The organism is Exilibacterium tricleocarpae, from assembly GCF_007004655.1.
Taxonomy (GTDB): Bacteria; Pseudomonadota; Gammaproteobacteria; order Pseudomonadales; family Cellvibrionaceae; genus Exilibacterium; species Exilibacterium tricleocarpae.
This window is the reverse complement of the sequence record NZ_ML660091.1, coordinates 398,053-419,768: the sequence shown is the minus strand read 5'-3', so window position 1 is coordinate 419,768 and position 21,716 is coordinate 398,053. Positions and strand designations below refer to the sequence as shown.

The window sequence follows — 21,716 nt, the reverse complement described above, 5'->3', positions numbered from 1 at the left end:
GACAACGTTGTCAAAAAGGGGTCCAAAATCAATCCCGCCATGGGAGGATACTTCATGCGCCAACCATTTTTTTCACCCGTCGCTACAGCCATTGTTTTCTGCGGGCTCCTGGTGTCGGGCAGTGCCGCGGCTGCGGACGTTGATCAACCGCTGTTTTCCCCGTTGCCCGATAAACTGCAGTCAACTGCTGCGGTGGCCCTGAGTAGAACAGTTGAGGATCGGGAAGTTGATCATCAGGTTTTAAGAACCGTGAACGCTGCTTTAGTGAGTGAGGAGCAGGGCAGTATCCTGTTGAACCTCGACGGGGGTATAGACCTGCGGGCTGTGCGTCGAAACGCTTATGCCAGCGGTACCGGGGCAGTGGTGTGGCGCGGCAGTATAGCCGCCGGCCAGGGCAAAATGACCGCTGCCGGTGGTGGAGAGTCCTCGGCAAGTAATGTGAGAAAGCCTTCAGTAAGCAATGTGGGGAAACCTTCAGCGGGTAGTCTGAAAAAGCCCTCGGCATCCAACACAGAATCCGTTGCGGACTCAGTTATCATCGTTCGCCGCGGCAATGAAATCACCGCGACCATTCACTATGCCGACAGGTTGTTTAAGGTCGAACCGCTGGCCGATGGCGCGCACGTTATCAAGGAAATTAATCCTGATGCCTTACCCGAAGATCACCCGCCCGCCGTTGACGGCGATACCTCTCTGGTCGACGAACAGATGCTCGAGCAACTGGCCGTTACCGCCGCGGCCGATCCCCGGGCCGACACCGCGGTAATCGATTTGCTGGTGGTCTATACGCCGGCGGTCCGCAACAATATCGCCGGTACTATCGATCTGGCCATCGCCGAAACCAATGCCGGTTACGCCGACAGTGATATCAACGCCCGTGTACGACTGGCCCATATGGCGCAGGTCAACTACCGGGAGTCCGGCGATATGCGCACCGATTTAAGTCGATTTGCGGGTCGCCGCGACGGTTATATGGACGAGGTGCACAGCCTGCTCGAACAGCGCAGCGCCGATGTGGCGATACTGATTACCAATGGCGGCGGCTACTGCGGCATCGCCCGGGGGATCGGCTCCAATGTCAACTCCGCCTATGCCATAGTGGCGAAAAACTGCGCGACAGGTAACTACACTTTTGCCCATGAAATCGGTCACTTGCAGGGGGCACGCCACAATCCGGAACAGGACTCGAGCCGCTCTCCCTATCCCTTCGGTCACGGCTATGCCAATCGCAGTGGCGGCTGGCGCACGGTGATGTCTTACAATATCCAGGGTTGCTGCCGGCGCCGCAACTTCTGGTCGCACCCGGGCAAAACGTTTCGCGGCGCGCCCCGCGGCACCGCGGCCTGGCACGATAACCATCGCGTGTTAAACATTACGGCACCGATAATGGCGGGCTTTCGCAATGGCGTCGGTCCGGTGGTCACCGGCACCTTCGCACTGCAGGCGTTGCATTCCGGGAAATGTCTCGATGTTGCCGACAGAAGCCCCAGCCGTGGTGGCAATATTGTGCAATGGGACTGCAATCAAGGCGAAAACCAACAGTGGGAGCTGCGCGACCGCGGCAACAACCAGATTGACCTGCAGGCGCGACACAGTAGTCAATGCCTGGCGGTCAGGCCCGGCAGTGGCGATCGCAGTGACGGACAAAATATCGAACAGCAATCCTGTGACGGTTCCACCGGCAGACGCTTCGGTATTATCGACTACGGCAACAATATTGTTGCGCTGCAAAATGTGGGCAGCGGCAAGTGTGTCGATGTGGAGGGAGCCAGAACGGGCGATGGAGCCAACATCCTGCAGTGGGGCTGCCACGGGAACAGTAACCAGAAATTTCGCCTGCTGCCGGTTACCGAAGGTCAAAACCAGGCACCGGTGGCACGGGTCAACGGTCCTTACTCCGGTACGGTCGACAGTGTCGTGCGCTTTCGCAGTACCGGCACTTCAGACCCTGACGGCAGCATTATCAGTTACCAGTGGGATTTCGGTGACGGTAACACCAGCGACGACGCCAACCCTGAACATACCTATACGACGAAAGGCACCTACACGGTGGCCCTGACTGTGCTGGATGACAGTGGTGCCTCCAAGCGCGCCACTACAGAAGTGACCATAACCGATGGTGTTGTCTGTTTCTATCAACATTCCCAGTACCGCGGCGCCAGCTTTTGTCGCGGCGCGGGGGACTACACCAGCATGCCGAGCGGATGGAATGATGTGGTCTCTTCCGTGCGCGTGCAAAGCGGTTATCGGGTCGAGCTGTTTCGCCATATCAATTTCGGCGGCACTGTTCACGGTCTCAACCGCGATATAACCAACCTGACCACTCTCGGTTTCAATGATACCTTGTCGTCTTTCCGTATCAGCACGGCGGCGACCGGTTGGGAAGCCGTGTTGAAGCCGTCGATTGATTATCGCCCCGACAATTCGTCCGGTGCCCGGTTGTTCAGGGAACTGGTGCCCGATGTGGACGGCTATATTCATCGGATTGCCGCTGAGGTAGGCCCGCTTTTATACGAAACGCCGGCTGCGGTGCCGAACTTTTCCGAACTGGAGCTGCGGATCGAGAACTGGGATAACAACCGCGACGGGATCGCGTGGAAAGCGGGGCGGCCGCCGCGGATCACTGTCAATATCAACGCCTACTATCTCGATCGCCTGCGCAGCGCCAATCGCGATGTGTTGGACGAAGTGACGGGGATTCTCTATCACGAAATGACCCACGCCTACCAGCACGCCAGCGGTGCGGCGTCTTCGGCCGTCGAGGGCCTGGCCGATACGGTGCGGCATTTAGCCGGCTACGCGCCGCTGTCGCAACGGCGCAGTGGCGGCCACTGGACCAGCGGTTACAAAACCACCGGTTTCTTTTTGGCGTGGTTGCAAGAGGAGGCGGGTTTCAGTAATTTTGTCCGTGACTTCAACCAACAGGCCAATCCCGACAATCCCAATAACTGGACCTGGGAAAGCGCCATTCGCAATACCACCGGGCAGGATATCAATACCTTGTGGAACGAATATCAAGTCTGGATTAGATGAACGTCCGGTGCTTGGAAAAACCCGGCGAGTAGGCTGAGAAATCCCAGTGGTTCGCCCGGAAATCGGGGCCGCACAAGTAAACCAAAGCGATAGTTGCGGTGAAGCCGGTTGGCTTTACCGCTTTTTTTGGGCTGATCGCCAATTACTTCGCCATTTTTATCTGGTGCAGAATTTCCGGCAGCAGCCGCTCCACGCTGGCATAACCGATATCGATCGCTTCGGCTGCCCGGGTAAAGTCCATCATCCAGATGCCGGCCATATGGGGGGCGATCAAGACATCGGGCGGGTCGCCCACCATGCGGCTGCGAGTAATCCGGTCCTGCATAATATTGATGGCATCGGCAAAGGCCTCGAACATACCCGGCGGTTTGACACCGGCCTTGATGTCTTCAGGTTCTTCGAGCGGAAAGGGATAGAGCGGGTGGCGGATAATGGACTCTTTGAATTTCGAGAAGGAGTCTTCCCTCCCGTCCTTGCCGCCGCTGTGTTTCCTGGCGGGTCTGGCACTGCGTTTTTTGGCATCGCCACCGCGGGCGCCGATGATATTGCCATTGAGATTGACGGCGATAACCAGGTCGGCATCCAGGGTGCGGCACAGACTCACCGGCACCGGGTTGACCACGCCGCCGTCCACCAGCCACTCATCGTCGAGCCGCACCGGCGGCAGGATACCGGGAATGGCGGCGGAACTCCAGATGGCTTCCTGCAGCGAGCCCTGGGTAAACTGAATTTCCCGGCCGGACAACAGTTTTGTCGCCACCGCCCCAAAGCGGATCGGCAGGTCTTCTATCAGTGTATCCTGATCGGCGATGACCTCACTTAATTCCATGCGCAGGCGGCCGCCGTCGATCATGGCGGCGGTGGTAATGCGAACGTCGACGAAACGCACCATCTTCCAGGTGGTCAGGCTTCTCGCCCAGGTTTCCAGGTCGGCGAGCCGGCCGTTGGCATAACTGGCACCGACCAGCGCGCCGATGGACGATCCGCAGACGATATCGGGGGCGATACCGGCATCGTGCAACGCCCGTATCACCCCGATATGTCCCCAGCCTCTGGCGGAGCCGCTGCCGAGGGCCAGCGCTATTTTTTTGTCCCGGGTAGTCTGGCGGGGGAGGATCGGTGGCGCCGACTCCGTCGTGTCTGTCTCTTTATCGCCGTCTTGGTCGCGATCTGACATGGCAGGCAATTGACCTTTGCGTTTATCCCTGTGGCTATCACTGTTTCTGGTTGCCGATATGCGCACAAGCATATCGATTACCTGTCCGGGTAACAACTGAGTCACTGGTCGCCGGGAAAATTGATAAGATCGATACCGGGAGAAATAGACTGACAGTGTGATACGGGCGCCGTGTTTTTACGGTATCCCCAATTGATCCATAAACCTGAGTAATACCCCATTGGTCCAGCCGAAGCCGTCCTGCACGGCGTACTCGCCACCGCCGGCGATCCGCCCGACTTGCTCGACGTTGTATTTCTCCAGCAGTTTGCCGGTGCTGCCGTAAACCGCGAGATTGTTGTCCACCCACCGGCGTGCGCCGGCGCGGGCTTCGGCGGTGAAACCATAGTTGCATAAGCCGGTGTAGGTGACCCATTGCAGAGGTGCCCAGCCGTTGGGAGAATCCCACTGTTGGCCGCTGTCGATCAAAGTCGTTACCCAGCCGCCGGGTTTTAAAAACGCCGACTGCATTTTTTGTGCAAACTGCTGCGCTTGCCGCCGGGTGGCCAGCTCGAAGAAAAACGGATACGCCATGGCCAGCGACAAGGTGGTAGAGGGCCGCAAATCCGGCAGCAGCAAGTCGGTAAAGCAGCCGGTTTGGGCGTCGAAAAAACGGGTTTGCAGCAGGTGCCGGCGCTGGGCGGCGCGCTCGGTGAACCGGGCCGCCCGTTGTTTATCTCCCTGCAGGCGATGGCTGTGGGCCAGTACCGATTCGAGTTTGTACATCACGGCATTGAGATCGACCGGGATCACTTCAGTGGTGCGAATCGAACCCAGGTCCTGCGGGTCGGCGAGCCAGCGGGCGCTGAAATCCCAGCCCGATTCACAGGCGGCGCGCAGGTCGCGGTAAAGTTCCGCCGCCGGGCGGGCGCTGCGGGCCGCCAGTGCCAGGTCCTCGCTGTGGCTCTCCTGGCGCGGCAGGTCGCTGTCGTCCCAGAAGCGATTGAGGTGGCCGCCGTCCACTGCCACGACGCGCCGGGCAGTGCTCAGGTTGTCGGTCAGTTGCGCTGACCCGTCCATCCAAAAGCGATACTCTTGTTCCAGTTGCGGGAGAAAACGCCGGTAAACGTTTTCATCGCCCGTTGTCTCGGCCAGCAGTTCGACCATCAACGCAAACAACGGCAACTGGGAGCGGGTGCAGAAGTAACTGCGGTTGCCGTTTGGGATAAAGCCGATAGTGTCGATCAGGTAGGCGAAGTTGGCGACCATATGCGCGACCAGGTCGGTGCGACCTGAGGCTGCCAGCCCCAGCAGGGTGAAGTAGCTGTCCCAATAATAAATTTCCCGGAACCGTCCGCCGGGCACGATAAACGGGTGGGGCAGTGCGATCAGTGAAGCGTTGGGGTTGTCGTTTTCGGCCACCCGTGTCAGCAGTCCCCAGAGCTGTTCGATATGGTCGCGCACCGGACGCCCGCTATCCGGTGCCAGCCCGCTGGCTGTGGTTGCCGGTAAATCGAAGTTGGCCTCGACAAACGCCGGCAGCGCAAAGCCCGGTTGGCCGACCTGCTCGCGAAAGGCGCGATTGATCGTGGCGGCGTCGGTTTTCGGCACCGCATCGACAAAGGTTTTGGAATCGGCAAAGAGATGTCCGGACTGTACCGCTTCAAACAACTCTGCATACAACTGATCGGGGGTTGGGTATTCAGCCATTGGGTACATCATCGGTTTGGCGTTTGAACAAATAGAGCGCGAATAATAACAGCGCTATGGGCAGCAGCGAGAAATAAAACGCGGTTTTACCGCCAAAGGCCTCGAACAGGTGGCCGGTCACCAGAGAGCCGGTAGTACCACCCAGCGCGGAGAACACCACAATCAGGCCGGACATGGGTGCGTGTTTATGTACCGGCAGCGCCGAGAGAATCACCGAGTTGATTGCCGGGTACACCGGCGCAATACACAACCCGATCAGCGGGAACACAAACGATGCCAGGGGCGCATCGAACCAACTGGTGACCGGCGCACCGCCGCTGTTGCCGGCCAGGGGCAGACTGACCAGCACCAGCGCCGCCGCCAGCGCCAGCCCGACTGCCAGCACCCCGAACCAGTGATAGCGCCGCAGCACCACACCGGCGGCAAAGCGCCCGCAGGCCGTGGCGGCCGCCAGGATGCTGGCCATCTGAATACTGAGCGACGTGGACAGATTGAGAATGCTGCTGTTGAAGGTGGGCAGCCAGGACATAATGCTCTGCTCGATCAACACGTAGAGAAAAGCGCTGATCACGAAAACCAACACCAGCGGTTTGATCGCCAGTGCCATCATATCCGTAAACTCCCGCCGCAGGGGGCGGCCGGCCTCGGGCGTGACGCCGGCTTCGTCCAGCGGGGCAAACAGAAGCAGCGCCAGGGCGGCAAACGCCAGCACGGCGAGCAGGTAATAGACCTGCAACCAGCGCTCGGCGCCGGGGTCGGCATCGTCGATAAACGCACTGAAGATAAAATACCCCGACATCACCCCCACCATAAAAAACGACTCCAGGAAATTCATGGTGCTGACGTGTTCCCTGCGGCTGCCGGTCACCAGGCCCAGGGTGGCAAACACCGATACCTTGACCAGCGCAAAGCTGACGCCGATGGCGGCGAACAGCAGTTTGGTCATCCAGAACGCCGGCACCTGGGGCATCAGCAGGCACACCAGGCCGATGAAGCCCAGGGCAAACAGCATACTGCGCTTGTAGCCGATACGGGCGATAAAGGAGGCCACCAGGAACGACGTCAGGGCAATGCTCAAGTCTTTGAAGCCCTCCAGGACGCTGGCAGCCGACTCGGTGACGCCGTAGCTGTTCTGCACCTGCAGGATGACCGTGCCGACGCTGTTGAGGAGGATGGCGAACAGGAAATAGTTGATAAACAGCGACAGTTTGATGGGAAGGTTGCTCATGTCAGGGTTCCGGCTGCTTTCCGATACCGCCGCTGGCGGGGTGTTCGATTATTTACATTACGATGATATGAAATGCATTTCAATCCTTTTTTGAAATGCATTTCAGTTGTGCCCGGACAGGGTGATAGTGAGCGCAGAGCGCGGCCTGTTGCTCGTCATATCACTGTCATCTGCTTGTTGTAACTTTTCCGTGCCAACTGTAACAGCGCGCCGGAGGGCGTAACTATGGAAGACTATCTGGAAGAACTGCTGCAAGGGGACTTGGTGGACCTGCCGGACGATGAAGCGGACGAGACCTGGCTGGATGACTGTGTAGACCTCTGACCCGGCGCCGGTCACGGGTCCCTGTTGCTGTTTGTTACTTATGCTCAAAACCCCCACGTTTGTATCAAATGCTTAAGTTTTAATCTATAAAGTGATGATCCTGTCACAGCGCCTGCGGTAATTGTGGTCAATAATAAGTCGGTATAGTCTCGAGAACCCGATGGTTAGCAGGTCACGCCAGGGACTGATTGGCGCTTAAACCACTCCGTTTACTCTGAGATCCCAGTAGCTAGTGCGGACCGCCGCGACGGACCTCGATTTATGGCAGCAAAACCAGGCGCGCAGACGCAAGCTGTATTGTTTTTCGAACACAATGCCATTGTGCGGGAAATGCTGCATGCCGAGTTCGAAGCCATATTGGACGGCTTTGTACCGGTAACGGAGAAGGCGGGCGATACGGTTAAAGCGGTTTTTTTGCGGGTTAATCCGCAGTTGAAAATCACCGCTGCGGTATTCTTCCTGATCGATTTCGATCCCCGCGGCTTTGCCGACAAGCGCTGGAATATCCCACTGGAACAATTCGCCGACACCGCCGGCAGAGGCCCCGATCTGGGTGCCGGTCCGATTCGCCTGGCCTGTCGCAGCCAGTGTCCGGTGGCCTGGCATCAACAACAGTTGTGGGACCCGGAGATGCAACCGGGCGCCAACAATTTCGTGATTTTGCGCAAGGGCGTACAGCGCAACCGGCTGGGTTTGCAGGTCGTCGAAGAGGCGCCGCCCGAGCCGCCCCCGGCCGCCGCTGCACCCCCGACTCAGATTATCGAACCGGCCGCGCTGGAGCGCCATATCAGTCAGAAACTGCAACGCCAGCTCGAGCAGGAGTTTCGCGACCGCATGGCGCAAACACTGAAAGAGCAGCGCCTGCGCATTCTGACACTGGATTCCAAGCGCAAGCAGGAATTGCAGGAATTGCAGCTCGAGCACCAGCGCCGCATTCAGGAGCACCAGGAAAAAATCGAGCAAATACGCCAGCTCCACAGCGACGAGCAGCAGCGCAACCAGCAGTTGAAGCAAACCATCGATGGGCAGGCGGCAAAAATAGAGGGCGTGCGCGAGTACTTCGAGCACAAGCTGAAAACCGCCAAGTCTATCGAGATCGCCCAGTTACAGACGCTGAAAACCAATTTCGAAATGGAACTGGACGCCAAGATCGAGGCGGCTACCACCGAGCTGAAAGAAATGCTGCAGATGCGCGAGGTCGAGTTGACCTATCGCAATGAACTGGTGGGCAATCTCAACGAAGAGATCTCCCGCCTGCGCCAGGAAAATCAGCAATTGCTGTCGGACAGCGCCGACCAGTTGCTTGACAAAATGAACCGCAGCGGCATCAGTTTTGTGGCCTTTCACCCCGGCGCCGGCCATATGACCATCCCACTCAGTGATATGTCCACCTACCTCGAGAACCCCACCGCCTATGCCGCGCAGCGCTGCGGTGTCGGTGAAAAACAATACGAAGGTTGGCTGGCCCACTACACCGCGCCCACTTGCCAGGCGCTCAACGAGCAGGGCGAATTGTGCGGGACGCTGGTGACGCGGGTCGAATCCCCCGCCGACTTTCACAGTGGCGAGAGTGATCGCTGCTACGAACACCAGTCCAATGTGACTACCCTGGCCGTGGTTTAGGGCCACCCCCGCCTGTGTTGACGGCCAACACCGACCTGCTATCACCACAACAAGCCGCGGCCCAGACACCCCTGCAACCGATCGACTGGCCGGACTTCACGGCGGCTGGCCTGCAGGTATTTATCAAGCGCGAAGACCTGGTGGATGCCGCCTGCTCCGGCAACAAATACTACAAACTGTACGAGCATCTGCGCCTGGCCCGCGGGCAGGGCGCGCGGCAGATCCTGAGTTTCGGCGGCGCCTATTCCAATCACATTCATGCACTTGCCGCCATGGGCCAGCGCCTGGGACTCGCCACCATCGGTGTGATTCGCGGCGAGCGGCCGCGGCAACTGAGTCCCACGCTGCGCGACGCCGAGGCCTGGGGCATGCGCCTGGATTTTCTCTCCCGCGCCGATTACCGTGAAAAACACACCGCAGCGCTGCAGGCGCGCCTGGCGCAACGCTGGGGAGAGTTTTATTGCGTGCCGGAGGGGGGCGGTGATCGCCTGGGCGCACTCGGCTGCCGGGCCCTGGCGGTGGGTATTCTGACCCAGGTGCCGGGCGGCGTCGACCACGTGTGTGTGCCCTGCGGCACCGGCGCGACCCTGGCCGGGATTGCCTCGGCGCTGCCCGCCCAGGTGTTGGCCCACGGCTTTGCCGTGCTCAAGGAAAACCCCGGCGGCGAGGATAGCCTCGAGGCGCGAATAACTGCTATATTGAAAGAGTTGGGCGCCACTGCCGCGCGATGGGTCCTGCACCGGGATTTTCACGGCGGCGGCTACGCCAAGTTCCCGCCCGACCTGCGTGCCTTTATGGCGGCGTTTGAAACCCACACGGGTATATTTTTGGACCCGGTTTACACGGCGAAAATGCTTTGGGGACTGTCGCGTTTAGCCAGTCTCGGCAAGTTTGAGAAGAGGGCGCGTATCGTTGTCATTCATACGGGAGGGTTACAGGGACGCCGGGGCTTTGACCTCGATTGAATCTGTGAATTATCAGTCATGTTAAACGCACCGCAATCCGGCCCTGTGCCCAGCCGGCCCGAACTGGCGCTGACCCGGTCGCTGGTTCCTCTCAAGAGCATGAGCGAAAACCATTTAGCGGCGCTGCTGGATACGGGTGCCGTGCTTACTGTATGTGCCGGGCAGGTGCTGTTCGAGCGGGACAGTCGCGATGCCACTCACGTTTATCTGCTGCACGGCGATGTGGCGCTGGCGGACGGGGCTGGCCGCTCGACGATTGCCTCGGCCCGCACCCAGCTCTACCCGCTGGCCCACCGGCGCCGCCGCGCGGCCACGGCGGTGGCAAAAACCGATTGCAGTATCCTGCGCCTCGACAGCGAGGCGCTCGACAAATTATTGGCCTGGAGCCAGATCAGCGAATACCTGCTGGTCGACATAGCCTACCAGCGCGACCTGGACGAAGATGTCGACTGGATGATGACAGTGTTAAAGTCGAACCTGTTTTTCAAAGTGCCGCCGATCAATGTGCAACAAATTTTCTCACGGCTCTCGCCGATGGTGGTGGATGCCGGTGAGGTGATACTGCGCCAGGGCGAGATCGGCGACGGTTGTTACTTTATTAAGGAAGGCAGCGCCAGCGTTACCCGTTCCCCGGACGGCGTCAGCAAGCCGCTGCCGCTGGCCGATATCGGTCCCGGTCGCTGTTTCGGCGAGGACGCGCTGGTGAACGCGGCAGTGCGCAACGCCACAGTGACTATGCAGACCGGCGGTGTGGTGATGCGGCTGGAGAAAAAAGATTTTATTCTGTTGCTGCGCGAGCCGGAGGTCGATACGCTCGAGGGCTCGCAACTGGCCGGCGAAGTGGCGGCGGGTACCGTGATGATCGATGTGCGCACCGAAGAGGAGTACGCGCGCAGTCATGTACACAGGGCGGTCAATATTCCTCTCAACCTGCTGCGGATCAAATCGCGGCTGTTAAATCAGGCGACCCGCTATGTTATCTATTGCAATACCGGGCGCCGCGGCCGCGCCGCGGCCTATCTGCTGAACCAGCAGGGCTTTCAGACGCTGGCACTGGCTGAAGGTATCCATGCACTCGATGCGGAGTCCTGGGCACGCCTGCGCGAGACCGAACACAGTTATGTGCTGCGCAATGGTCAGGTGGTCCAGGGCCAGTAGTCGGGGACGATCATATGCAACTGCGGGTCCGGCGCCGCCGCAGTCCGGTTGCGCAACATCACCGGTTGGCGCTGTTTGGTGAAGTGTTCGAGCAGGTGTTGGCGCACCTCGGCAGCGCTGTAAAGAACGGCCTGCCCCGGGTGGGTCGGTGCCAGCCAGCGCAAGCGCGGCAACCACTCCCAGCCGTGCGGACGTTGCCGGGCCAAAAAATCTTCCAGGTAGTGCCAGGTGCCGCGCAGGTGTCCGGGGTGCGCGCCGGTCGGGGCCGGCACGCTGGTGTGTGCGGGGTAGAGCAACACGCCCCGCAGCAATGCCAGCGGCGTAACCTGCTGCGGGTCTATATCCCGCGCGCGCAGTATCGCCTGCGCCGCCGGTTGCCGCGACAGTTGCAATTGGCGGTCGATCAGGTGCGTCAGTTTGATATCCAGGCGGTCGCGACAGCCCGGCCCGAGCCACTGTCGCCAGTCGCTTGCCGCCGCGCCGGCAGCCGGTGTCCCGAGATAAAATTTAACCGCGGCTTCGGTATGTAAGACCTGTGCGGATGCGTGGCTTTGCAGCAGGAAGTCGAATTCGCCGAGCGTTTTACCGCCTTCGGCAATCTGTAAATTCTGCGCCCGCAGGCTCAGTTGGTCGCACTGCCGGCACAGCGATGACCGGTAAAAAAAAGACAGGAGGTTCTCGAAGTAGATACCGAGCCGGCGGGTCGGGCGATCCGCCAGGTGTTGCAGCAGCGGGGCGGGTGCCTTGTCGAGCTGACTCAGCCACCGCCGCTGCGCGGTATCCGCTGTGCGTGCGTCGATGTCGATGGCGTGCCGGGCGGGCAGTTGCGCCATCAGCGGGGGGCTGAACAGACACCAGGCGAGGTCCCTCACCTGCGGCTGGTGATACACATTCCAAATCAAGGCCGGGTTGCTCCTGGTCTGGTGCCGCGCCGGCGTTGCAGGTCGGTACCACCGGCGTTGGGGTTATGTCGAGACGGTCTGCAGGTGTGCCGATTCTAACATTTCCCGCTATAATGCGGGGCCGACTTGCAGAGACAGATTATTATGGCGGAATTCACCCGGATCGGACTGATCGGCCGGTTGGGCAGCGAGACGGCAGTCTACTCCCTTAAGCGCCTGATTCATTTTCTGCAGACCCAGGGCAGCGAGGTGATCCTGGATGAGGAGACCGCCTCGGTATTGCCGGATCAAACCATGGAAACTGTCACCCGCGACGATCTCGGCAAATCCTGCGACCTGGTGATTGTCGTCGGCGGCGACGGCAGCCTGTTGGGGGCGGCGCGGCTGCTGGCCAAGTTCAATGTGCCGCTGCTCGGCGTCAACCGCGGCCGGCTCGGTTTTCTCACCGATATCACCCCCGAGGAAATCGAGGTCAAGGTCGGTGAAGTGCTGGCCGGCAAGTACATGATGGAAAGCCGGTTTCTACTGGATATGTCGGTGTTGCGCAACGGACAGTTGATCGGCGGTGGTGAAGCGCTGAACGATGTGGTGGTTCACCCCGGCAAATTTATCCGCATGATCGAGTTTGAACTGTATATCGATGGTCAGTTTGTCTACAGCCAGCGCTCCGACGGCATGATCGTGTCGACCCCCACCGGCTCGACCGCCTATGCGCTGAGCGGCGGCGGGCCGATCATGCACCCCAAACTGGATGCCATCGTTATGGTGCCGATGTACCCCCACACACTCAGCAGCCGGCCCATCGTCGTCGACGGCAACGCCGAAATTCGCCTGTTGATCGGAGAGCAGAACACCGCTTATCCCCATGTCACCTGCGATGGGCAAACCCATGTGGTCACCGAACCCGGCGATGAAATTCACGTGCACAAAAAGCCCCATAAGCTACATTTGATTCATCCACTCAACCATAATTTCTACGAAATATGCCGCAACAAACTCGGGTGGGGCAGTCACCTGGTGAACTGACATTATCGTTGCATTACATACAGGAGCCGGGTGTACGGTTTGAGGTATGGCGTGATAGCCAAAGCGTTTCAGGGTTACGACATTATCGGCGACGTCCACGGTTGCAGTAATACGCTGGAGCTTCTGCTGCAACGTCTGGGTTACAGCCGGCGCGACGGCGTCTACCGGCATCGCCGGCGCCAGGCCATTTTTGTCGGCGATGTGGTGGACCGCGGACCGCGTATTCGCGAAGCCCTGCACCTTGTTTACGATATGGTCGAGGGCGGTGCCGCGCAGATGGTGATGGGCAATCATGAGTACAACGCCCTGGGCTATACGACGCCGGGTCCCCCCGGCAGCGGTCACGCCTACCTGCGCGAGCACAATGAGCGGCACAACCGGCTGATTGCCGAGACGCTGGAACAGTTCGCCAACTACCCGGAGGATTGGCGCGGGTTTCTCGACTGGTTTCTCACCTTGCCGCTGTTTCTGGAGGAGCAGGTCGAGCGGCAGAGTTTCCGCGTCGTACACGCCTGCTGGGATGCGACCCTGATCGAGACCTACCGCGAGCGCTTTGCCGACAACCGCGTCGATCGCGACTTTGTCATTGCATCCATGGAGAAAGATTCCTTTGCCGGTCAGGTCATGGACCGACTTACCCGCGGCACGGATATGCGAATACCGGGCGGCGGTGTCATGCACAGTCGCGACGGTTATCAGCGGCACTTTTTCCGCACCAAATTCTGGGCGCAGGACCCGCAGACATACCGCGATGTCGCCTTCCAGCCCGATCCGCTGCCGGACGATATCGCCGATCGGCCCATCAGTCGCGCCGACCGCGCCAAGCTGCTGACTTACGGGGCCACCGAGCCGCCGCTGTTTGTCGGACACTACTGGTTGCAGGGTCGCCCCCGACCGATTCGGCCCAATATCGCCTGTTTGGACTACAGTGCTGTCAAGTACGGACGCCTGGTGGCCTATCGCTATGACGGTGAGTCGCAGTTGCGCACCGACAAGTTCGTCTGGGTCTATGTCGATCCGCCGCAGTGGTCGCAGGAGGTCTAACGCTTGGGAGATTGGGTAAAAGTCACTGCCGTACCGGCCGACGTCGATCTCGGTGATCTGAGCCGCTATCTGTACCAGCAGCGGATCGCCCACCGGGTGACCGAGGAGGTGGGGCGGCAGGTGATCTGGGTCGAGCGGCGCGAAGATGCGGAGCCGCTGCAGCAGTTACTGCGGCGTTTTATCGCCGGCGATATCGTCATCGAGGTGAACCCGAGCGCCGCGCCCGCGCTGCCGGCGGCGCCACCCTGGGCGCGACTGGCCCGGTCCTGGCAGCAGTTGCCCCTGACCCTGAGCCTGATGGTGTTGAGTATTTGCGGTGCCCTGCTCGTGGAGTTGGACGGTACCCTGGGCTGGCTTTACTTCCTCACCTACGAGGCTCCCCGGGTCGTTCAGCAAGGCGAGCTATGGCGGCTGGTGACGCCAATTTTTTTGCACTTCGGCATTTTCCATATTGTCTTCAACAGCCTGTGGTTGTGGGTGCTGGGTCAAAAGCTGGAGAGCTTTATGGGCCCCTGGCGGTTGTTGGGCTTCATCATCCTCACCGCGGTGGTGTCCAACACCTGCCAGTATCTTTGGAGTCGCCCGGTGACGTTCGGCGGCATGTCCGGCGTGATTTATGGGTTTATCGGCTATATCTGGTTGCGCCAGCGCCTGGCGCCGGTGTCACAGTTGGCGCTGCCGTCCGGTTACATCGGTTTTATGTTGTTTTGGCTGGTGCTGTGTATGTCCGGGGTGGTGACTTGGGTGGCGCAGGTGGGCATCGCCAACGCGGCGCATTTTTCCGGTTTACTGGTGGGGGTTATCGCCGGGACCTGGTCGGCGCGGCGGCAGGCGTCACAGTCGTAGTCGGCGCGCAGGGCGATTGCTATACTTAGCGCGCTGGCGACCAGGTGTTGCCGGATGCCGCTGGTGATTAATCGCACGACCGCCGTCGTGCCGGTGGAGGAATTTGGATTTTAGTGATGGATTTCAATGAGTTGCTCGACACACTGACCCCCGAGGTCTACGCCAACCTGAAGCGGGCGGTGGAGCTGGGCAAGTGGCCTGACGGCCGCCCCCTGACCCGCGAGCAGCGCCAGCTCAGCCTGCAGGCGGTGATCGCCTACGAGGTCAAGCACCTGCCGGAGCACGAGCGCAGCGGCTATATTCCCCCGAAGACCCATTCCCACTGTGGCGGCAGCGGCGAGCTGGCCGGGCCCGACGCCGAGCAGCCCCTGAACTGGCACTAGCATGGATGTTATCGCCGCCGGTCACCTGCGCAAAATGCAGGTGGAACTGCAAGAACCTGTCACTTACGCGCTGCCGCTCGACGACACCCTCGTTCCCCTGAACCGCTACCTGGGCGGCTCGCTGGAGTTGCGCTACGGCGGCGCGATCGCTTGTCAGCACTGCGGGCGAGCCACCCGCAAGAGCTTCAACCAGGGGTATTGCTACCTCTGCTTCAAGCGCCTGGCACGCTGTGATCAGTGCATCGTCAGCCCGGAGAAGTGCCACTTCGCGCAGGGCACCTGCCGCGAACCGGACTGGGGCACGCGCTTTTGTATGACCGACCATATCGTTTACCTGGCCAACTCCTCCGGTCCGAAAGTCGGTATTACCCGCGCCTCCCAGGTACCGGTGCGCTGGATCGACCAGGGAGCGGTGCAGGCGCTGCCGTTGTTGCGGGTGCAGACGCGACAGCAGTCGGGACTGGTAGAGGCCTTTCTGCGCCGGTTCGTGGCCGACAGAACCAACTGGCGGGCGATGTTGAAAGGGGAGGCCGGTGCGGTAGACCTGGTCTCACTGGGGCGGCAACTGCTGTGCGAGGCGGCGTCGGTTATCGAGGATTTACAACAGCGCTGGGGTGTGCAGGCGGTGCAGGCGCTGGCGGCGACGGCGGTGGATATCCGTTATCCGGTGCTCGAGTACCCGGCCAAAATCAGCACCCATAACTTTGATAAACAGCCGGTCGCCGGTGGCCGGTTGCTGGGCATCAAGGGCCAGTATCTGTTGCTGGATACCGGCGTTTTGAATATCAGAAAATTTACCTCCTATCATGTCGAACTGGCCGCTGAAACAGCGTAGCGGCCCGTCGCCGCCGGGCGGAGGTTTGAGGATACAGTGATGAAAGACTTCCAACCGCGCGCCATTTTGTTGCGCGATTATCGGGCTCCGGACTACTGGATTGACAAGACCGACCTGCACTTTTCGCTGGCCGAGGAGGCGACGGACGTGACCGCCGAGCTGATGTTGCGACGCAACGCCGAGGCCGCCGCGGGCGCGCCGCTGGTCTTGCACGGCCAGGACATGGAACTGATCGAGGTGGCCGTCGACGGCCGCCCCCTGGCGCCCCGGGAGTATCAACTCACCGACGAACTGTTGACGCTGCCGCAGGTGCCGGCGCAGTTCAAACTCACTTGTAAAACCCGCCTCAAACCGGCGCAAAACACCTCCCTGGAAGGCCTGTATAAATCGCACTCGATGTACTGCACCCAGTGCGAGGCGGAAGGGTTCAGGAAAATCACCTACTACCTGGACCGGCCCGATGTGATGAGTGAATTTACCACCACCATCGACGCCGATCGCAGCCGCTACCCGGTGCTGCTTTCCAACGGCAATCTGGTCGATCGCGGTGAGGGTGATGGCGGCCGCCACTGGGTCCGGTGGCACGACCCGTTTAAAAAACCCGCTTACCTGTTCGCCCTGGTGGCCGGCGATCTCTGCGCGCTTGACGATACCTTCACCACCCGCAGCGGCCGGGAGGTAACGCTGCGCATCTTTGTCGAGGCCAAAGACCTGGATAAATGCGATCACGCCATGGCGTCGCTGAAAAATGCCATGGCCTGGGATGAAAAAGTCTACGGGCGCGAATACGATCTCGACATTTTTATGATCGTGGCGGTGGACGATTTCAATATGGGCGCGATGGAGAACAAGGGCCTCAACATTTTTAACACCTCCTGCGTACTGGCCAAACCGGAGACGACCACCGATGCCGGTTTCCAGCGCGTTGAAGCCGTGGTGGCCCACGAGTACTTTCACAACTGGTCCGGCAATCGCGTCACCTGCCGCGACTGGTTTCAGTTGAGTCTGAAAGAGGGGTTCACCGTCTTTCGCGATGCCGAGTTTTCCGCCGACATGGGCTCGCCTACGGTGAAGCGGGTGGAAGATGTGTCGCTGTTGCGCACCCTGCAGTTTGCCGAGGATGCCGGGCCCATGTCGCACCCGGTGCAACCGGCGTCGTTTATCGAGATATCCAACTTCTACACACTGACGATCTATGAAAAGGGCGCCGAGGTGGTGCGCATGCTTCGCAACCTGTTGGGAGCGGCGCAGTTTCGCCGCGGTTCGGACCTGTATTTCGAGCGCCACGACGGCCAGGCGGTGACTATCGACGATTTTGTCAAGGCGATGGAGGATGCCTCGGGTCGCGACCTGGGTCAGTTTAAACGCTGGTATTCCCAGGCCGGCACGCCGGTGCTTGAGGTCGACGGTGTTTACGACGCCGGGCGGGAAGAGTTTACCCTGACCGTCAGTCAATCCTGTCCGCCGACGCCGGACAGCGAAACCAAGCTGGCCTTTCACATCCCGCTGGCCGTGGGACTGGTGGGCGAGGCCGGTCCCCTGGCGCTGCGGTTGCGCGGCTCCGACTCAGGCACTGGCGAGGCGGATCAGGGCAGTTGTGTGCTGGAACTCACCAAACCGCAACAGACGTTCGTATTCGAAGGCGTGGCGGAAAAACCGGTGCCCTCGTTGTTGCGCGGTTTTTCCGCCCCGGTAAAACTGCATTACGATTACAGCCGCGACGATCTGATGCGCCTGATGAGCCGCGACAGCGACGGCTTCTGTCGCTGGGACGCCAGCCAGCAGTTGGGGGTGGCGGTGATCGGCGACCTGATCGACCGCTATGGTAAAACCGGTGAATTGCACCGCGAGCCGGCCGACCCGCGACTGCTCAGCGCCCACCGCGAGCTACTCGACGATGACAGTCTCGATCGGGCCATGGTGGCGCTGATGTTGCGGTTGCCCACCGAGGCTTATCTGAGCGAACTGGCCGACACCGTTGACGTGGAGGCCATACACGCGGCGCGCCAACACCTGCGCAAAGCGCTGGCACTGGCATTGGCCGAACAGTGGGAACGGGTCTACCACGGCAATTGCAGCGACGAGGCCTACCGCGCGGACGCCGGCGCTATTGCCCGGCGCAGTTTGAAAAACACCGCTTTGGGTTACCTGGCGTTGCGGGAAGACGACAACAGTCTGGAGCTGTGCCGCACGCAGTTTGAACAGGCCGACAATATGACCGACGTCCTGGCGGCCCTGGCCTGCCTGGTGAACGGCACATCCGCCGCCGCCACTGCCGCCAGTACGGCGGCGCTGGCGGCGTTTTACCAGCGCTGGCAACACGAGCCGCTGGTGGTCAATCAGTGGTTATCGGTACAGGCCGGCTGTGTGGCACCGGGGGGGCTGGCGCGGGTCAAAGCGCTGTTGCAACACCCGGGATTCGACATCAAGAACCCCAACAAGGTGCGCGCGCTGATCGGTACCTTCTGCAATCAAAACGCGATCAACTTTCACCTGAAATCCGGCGCCGGCTATCGTTTTCTGGCCGACCAGATCATTGTCCTGAACCGCCTCAATCCGCAAATCGCCGCGCGTATGACCACGCCGCTGACGAAGTGGCAGAAGTACGACCCGCAGCGACAGATCCTGATGAAGTCGGAACTGGAGCGGATTTTGATCGAACCGGATCTGTCGAAAGATGTTTACGAAGTGGTCAGCAAAAGTCTCCGCTGAGCGGCGCCACCGGCACGGTGGCCGCAGCCGGCAGTGCGGATGATGACAGCGGTGGGACAGCGCCGGTGACGGCACTGCTGGATGGCGGCAGTGACATCACCTCCGGGAGCACCGGCATGCCCTGTGTACAGCACCCGGGTCAGGCGCAGGCCAGGTATTTGTGCATCTTCTCCTCGATGGTGCCGCAGATGGTGCGCACGTCGAACTGCGAGTGGCTCTCGAGTCGCTCGGGGAGCAGGCGATGCAGATGCAGGATCGGGCTCTTGCGGTTGAGCTCTTTCAAATCCTTGTTGGTGATAACCGGTAAAAACGGAGTGTCCGTCTTGGCCGCTACTTTTTCCAGCCCCTGGGCCAGCGGTGTGACTTTCAGTTTACCGTTGAGGCGGCTTTTGTGGGAGAGAAACAACCCTTTCTTACCCACCACTTCACCGGGCAGGATATACAGCCCGGTGCTGACAACGGCATCGCTGTCAATCGACTGGAAGATATCGTGATGGGCGTTGGGGTTGGGCAGCACCAGCAGTTTGCTGTTGTCGGCGGTGATCGGCCAGATATTGTAGTTGGCGTAGACCTGGCTCACCGCGCCGGAGAATACACACAGCGAATCTTCGAAGCGCTGTAAAAAATTAACGGCCTTGTCTTTGTAATGTATACCATGAAGATTCCAGATTAACTGGTAGTTTGCCATAGTGTCTCGCTTGTCTCTGACCCGTTACAGGCGCCGGCCGGCGGCACCTGCTTCTTTGTTGCGGTTGTTTGTGCCGTTTTCCCGTTCCAACTCGCACTCCGGTGTGGCGACAGTCGACCCGGCGGTGGCGCAGGGAAGCTACCGCCCGGATACCGCGTTAGTTTGCTTCACATCGTTAAAATACTATAGCCGACCCTGGCGCCGGCTTGATGTCACTCAATAAATGGCCGCTTTATCGTATTGCCCTCAGCACAGGCGATTGTCGCGGTGCACCGGGGATGGGCGGATTTCCAAAATCGCGACCGCTTTTTCTCGCTGAAAAGCCTTCATATCAGATCGGGACTGCCGGTATCAGAATGGTCTGCGGATGCCGTGAGTACGAAAGTTGTTGTTTTGGTCGACTGGCAGTATACAAACTGCTGGATGTCAATTTCTTGACACAGTTCACATTTTGGTTCGGCGTGGGTTCGTTTGGATACCGGTAACAGTAAAAATCGCCCGGGGGGCGGTCATGGTTGCAAAACCGCTGTGACCGCTTATCATCTGTCGCCCACTTCCTGACCTGACAAACTCATGGCGCTCGCTGTTACCGATATTGTGTTGTTGCTCGGGACCGGCCTGTTGGCCGGTGTCATCAATGTACTGGCCGGAGGCGGTTCGAATCTGACGCTGCCGGCGCTGATGGTATTGGGTATGCCGGCCGACGTCGCCAATGCCACCAATCGGGTCGGAGTGTTCCTGCAGTCGCTGGTGGCGGTCCGGGGCTTCAGGCAGTACGGCAAACTTGCCAGCGGCGATCTGGTGGCGATCCTGGCACCGATGCTGATCGGCGGGGCGGTCGGCGCCGCCAGTGCCTCGGTGTTGCCCAACTGGCTGCTCAAGCCCCTGTTGCTGGGCGCTATGATCGCCATGGCGCTGGTGATCCTGATCCGTCCGGCGGTGATAGCGCCACCTCCCGGCACCGCGGCGCTGCCGGTAGGTGGCCGGCCGGGGGCGGTGGCGGCATTGTTCGCGGCCGGTTTTTACGGCGGCTTCGTGCAGGCGGGGGTCGGCTTTATCCTGCTGGCGGCGCTGGCCGGCAGCCTGCGCTACGACCTGGTGCGCGCCAATGCCCTGAAGATGCTCTGCACGGCGGTATTCACGGCGGTGGCACTGGTGGTGTTTATCGCCCGCGATCAAATCGCCTGGGTGCCGGGCCTGGTGCTGGCGGCGGGTAACATGGTGGGCGCCTACGTGGCTGTGAAGGTGGCCATTGGCATCAGCCAGCAGACGTTGAAATGGTTCCTGTTGGTGATGACTGTGGCGGTCAGTCTGGCGGCGCTGTTCACCGGTCACTGACTGCCGCGGGCGCTGCGCCGGTCAGCTATCGGTCTCGTCATCCCCGCCCAACAGCGCATCGCGTTCTGCCTGGCTGATACTGGTGCCGGTGTTGAGGCGCGCGTCTATGGCGTGGCACACCCGGTTGCGCCCGTTCTGCTTGGCCTGGTAGAGGTATTGATCGGTGCGCTTGAGGAACGCCTCGGGGGTTTCCGTATCGCCGGGGGCAAATACATCGACGCCAAAACTGGCGGTTAATCGGATCACCTGGTCGTCGATGCGCAACGGACTGTTGACGATGGTATTGCGCAGCCGCTCCGCCACCTGAATGCCCATCAGCAGGCTGGTGGACGGCAGGACCACGGCGAACTCCTCGCCGCCGTAGCGGCAGGGCACATCCAGTTTGCGCACCGCGCCCCGAATCGCCGCGGTGGCGTTGACCAGTGCGGCATTGCCGGTATCGTGCCCCCAGGTGTCGTTGACCAGCTTGAAGTGATCGAGGTCCAACATAATCAGAGTGGTGGGCTGGGCAGAGCGCCGGGTGCGTTCGATTTCCTGTTCCAGCGACTGGATCAAGTGGCGGTAATTGAATACGCCGGTCAGGGTGTCAGTGCGCACCTGTTCGGCCAGTTCGCGGTTTTGCTGCCGTAGCCGGGCCAACTCGTCCAGGAAGGCGCAATGGCTCTCGCCGACCGGACAAACCAGGGGTATTGTTTCCCGATCCTTCATAAGATTGGTGTCAATCGTCCCGCTGTTGTGCGTCATA

General features: G+C 60.3%; 17 protein-coding genes. 11 read left to right on the top strand and 6 right to left on the bottom strand.

Going from position 1 to position 21,716, the window contains the following annotated elements; translation table 11 throughout:
- Positions 1-54: 54 nt before the first annotated feature.
- A complete protein-coding gene (locus FKG94_RS09980) occupies positions 55-3,033 on the top strand; it encodes an RICIN domain-containing protein (protein ID WP_179957574.1) in 2,979 nt (992 codons plus the stop codon).
- A gap of 142 nt (positions 3,034-3,175) precedes the next feature.
- On the opposite strand, the gene FKG94_RS09975 is transcribed toward FKG94_RS09980, so the two are convergent.
- The 3 genes from FKG94_RS09975 to FKG94_RS09965 all read right to left on the bottom strand — a co-directional run bounded on the left by FKG94_RS09975 (position 3,176) and on the right by FKG94_RS09965 (position 7,127).
- Positions 3,176-4,210: a patatin-like phospholipase family protein gene (locus tag FKG94_RS09975; RefSeq protein ID WP_142904066.1), complete on the bottom strand. Its 1,035-nt coding sequence runs from the start codon at positions 4,208-4,210 to the stop codon at positions 3,176-3,178.
- Positions 4,211-4,387: 177 nt separating this feature from the next.
- Entirely contained in the window at positions 4,388-5,899 is a 1,512-nt protein-coding gene (gene treA, locus FKG94_RS09970; protein WP_218943490.1) for an alpha,alpha-trehalase TreA, read from the bottom strand.
- Positions 5,892-7,127 carry an MFS transporter gene (locus tag FKG94_RS09965; RefSeq protein ID WP_142904064.1) on the bottom strand — a complete coding sequence of 412 codons (1,236 nt, stop codon included), beginning with the start codon at positions 7,125-7,127 and terminating at the stop codon, positions 5,892-5,894. Before FKG94_RS09965 ends, treA begins: the two co-directional genes overlap by 8 nt.
- 585 nt (positions 7,128-7,712) lie before the next feature.
- Here FKG94_RS09965 and FKG94_RS09960 point away from each other — a divergent pair.
- The 3 genes from FKG94_RS09960 to FKG94_RS09950 are packed head-to-tail and all read left to right on the top strand — an operon-like array spanning position 7,713 to position 11,197.
- Complete coding sequence (locus tag FKG94_RS09960) at positions 7,713-9,074, top strand: hypothetical protein (RefSeq protein ID WP_142904063.1); 1,362 nt, start codon at positions 7,713-7,715, stop codon at positions 9,072-9,074.
- 14 nt (positions 9,075-9,088) lie between these two features.
- On the top strand, positions 9,089-10,039 hold the full coding sequence (locus FKG94_RS09955) for a 1-aminocyclopropane-1-carboxylate deaminase/D-cysteine desulfhydrase (protein ID WP_179957573.1): 951 nt from the start codon (positions 9,089-9,091) through the stop codon (positions 10,037-10,039).
- 18 nt (positions 10,040-10,057) lie between these two features.
- Entirely contained in the window at positions 10,058-11,197 is a 1,140-nt protein-coding gene (locus tag FKG94_RS09950) for a cyclic nucleotide-binding domain-containing protein (protein WP_142904061.1), read from the top strand.
- Here the strand turns inward: FKG94_RS09950 and FKG94_RS09945 are convergent.
- On the bottom strand, positions 11,176-12,099 hold the full coding sequence (locus FKG94_RS09945; protein ID WP_142904060.1) for a DUF1853 family protein: 924 nt from the start codon (positions 12,097-12,099) through the stop codon (positions 11,176-11,178). The two genes, FKG94_RS09950 and FKG94_RS09945, sit on opposite strands and share 22 nt — an antisense overlap.
- A 144-nt stretch (positions 12,100-12,243) precedes the next feature.
- Here FKG94_RS09945 and FKG94_RS09940 point away from each other — a divergent pair, with 144 nt between their 5' ends.
- The 6 genes from FKG94_RS09940 (at position 12,244) to pepN (ending at position 18,945) form a co-directional block, all read left to right on the top strand.
- Positions 12,244-13,125, top strand: a complete 882-nt coding sequence (locus tag FKG94_RS09940) for an NAD(+) kinase (protein ID WP_142904059.1) — start codon at positions 12,244-12,246, stop codon at positions 13,123-13,125.
- A gap of 39 nt (positions 13,126-13,164) precedes the next feature.
- Positions 13,165-14,169: a metallophosphoesterase gene (locus FKG94_RS09935; protein WP_246125066.1), complete on the top strand. Its 1,005-nt coding sequence runs from the start codon at positions 13,165-13,167 to the stop codon at positions 14,167-14,169.
- Positions 14,170-14,172: 3 nt separating this feature from the next.
- Positions 14,173-15,015, top strand: coding sequence for a rhomboid family intramembrane serine protease (locus tag FKG94_RS09930; RefSeq protein ID WP_142904058.1), 843 nt, complete (start codon positions 14,173-14,175; stop codon positions 15,013-15,015).
- Between the two features lie 116 nt (positions 15,016-15,131).
- Positions 15,132-15,398, top strand: coding sequence for a YeaC family protein (locus FKG94_RS09925; RefSeq protein WP_179957581.1), 267 nt, complete (start codon positions 15,132-15,134; stop codon positions 15,396-15,398).
- Position 15,399: 1 nt separating this feature from the next.
- Complete coding sequence (locus tag FKG94_RS09920; RefSeq protein WP_142904056.1) at positions 15,400-16,233, top strand: DUF2797 domain-containing protein; 834 nt, start codon at positions 15,400-15,402, stop codon at positions 16,231-16,233.
- Positions 16,234-16,272: 39 nt separating this feature from the next.
- Positions 16,273-18,945 carry an aminopeptidase N gene (pepN, locus tag FKG94_RS09915; protein WP_142904055.1) on the top strand — a complete coding sequence of 891 codons (2,673 nt, stop codon included), beginning with the start codon at positions 16,273-16,275 and terminating at the stop codon, positions 18,943-18,945.
- Between the two features lie 139 nt (positions 18,946-19,084).
- Here pepN and FKG94_RS09910 read toward each other — a convergent pair whose 3' ends face one another.
- Complete coding sequence (locus tag FKG94_RS09910) at positions 19,085-19,633, bottom strand: hypothetical protein (RefSeq protein WP_142904054.1); 549 nt, start codon at positions 19,631-19,633, stop codon at positions 19,085-19,087.
- Positions 19,634-20,206: 573 nt separating this feature from the next.
- Between FKG94_RS09910 and FKG94_RS09905 the strand changes: the two genes are divergently transcribed.
- Complete coding sequence (locus FKG94_RS09905) at positions 20,207-20,971, top strand: sulfite exporter TauE/SafE family protein (RefSeq protein ID WP_142904053.1); 765 nt, start codon at positions 20,207-20,209, stop codon at positions 20,969-20,971.
- A 21-nt stretch (positions 20,972-20,992) separates the two neighbouring features.
- Here FKG94_RS09905 and FKG94_RS09900 read toward each other — a convergent pair whose 3' ends face one another.
- Positions 20,993-21,715 (bottom strand): GGDEF domain-containing protein, encoded by a 723-nt coding sequence (locus tag FKG94_RS09900; protein WP_246125065.1) that lies wholly within the window; start codon positions 21,713-21,715, stop codon positions 20,993-20,995.
- Position 21,716 lies beyond the last annotated feature (1 nt).

Coding starts and splice junctions, on each gene's coding strand:
- pepN (WP_142904055.1), top strand. CDS start 16,273: ATGAAAGACTTCCAACCGCGCGCCATTTTGTTGCGCGATTATCGGGCT.
- treA (WP_218943490.1), bottom strand. CDS start 5,899: ATGGCTGAATACCCAACCCCCGATCAGTTGTATGCAGAGTTGTTTGAA.
- FKG94_RS09905 (WP_142904053.1), top strand. CDS start 20,207: ATGGCGCTCGCTGTTACCGATATTGTGTTGTTGCTCGGGACCGGCCTG.
- FKG94_RS09975 (WP_142904066.1), bottom strand. CDS start 4,210: ATGTCAGATCGCGACCAAGACGGCGATAAAGAGACAGACACGACGGAG.
- FKG94_RS09960 (WP_142904063.1), top strand. CDS start 7,713: ATGGCAGCAAAACCAGGCGCGCAGACGCAAGCTGTATTGTTTTTCGAA.
- FKG94_RS09920 (WP_142904056.1), top strand. CDS start 15,400: ATGGATGTTATCGCCGCCGGTCACCTGCGCAAAATGCAGGTGGAACTG.
- FKG94_RS09940 (WP_142904059.1), top strand. CDS start 12,244: ATGGCGGAATTCACCCGGATCGGACTGATCGGCCGGTTGGGCAGCGAG.
- FKG94_RS09910 (WP_142904054.1), bottom strand. CDS start 19,633: ATGGCAAACTACCAGTTAATCTGGAATCTTCATGGTATACATTACAAA.
- FKG94_RS09965 (WP_142904064.1), bottom strand. CDS start 7,127: ATGAGCAACCTTCCCATCAAACTGTCGCTGTTTATCAACTATTTCCTG.
- FKG94_RS09900 (WP_246125065.1), bottom strand. CDS start 21,715: ATGACGCACAACAGCGGGACGATTGACACCAATCTTATGAAGGATCGG.
- FKG94_RS09925 (WP_179957581.1), top strand. CDS start 15,132: ATGGATTTCAATGAGTTGCTCGACACACTGACCCCCGAGGTCTACGCC.
- FKG94_RS09980 (WP_179957574.1), top strand. CDS start 55: ATGCGCCAACCATTTTTTTCACCCGTCGCTACAGCCATTGTTTTCTGC.
- FKG94_RS09950 (WP_142904061.1), top strand. CDS start 10,058: ATGTTAAACGCACCGCAATCCGGCCCTGTGCCCAGCCGGCCCGAACTG.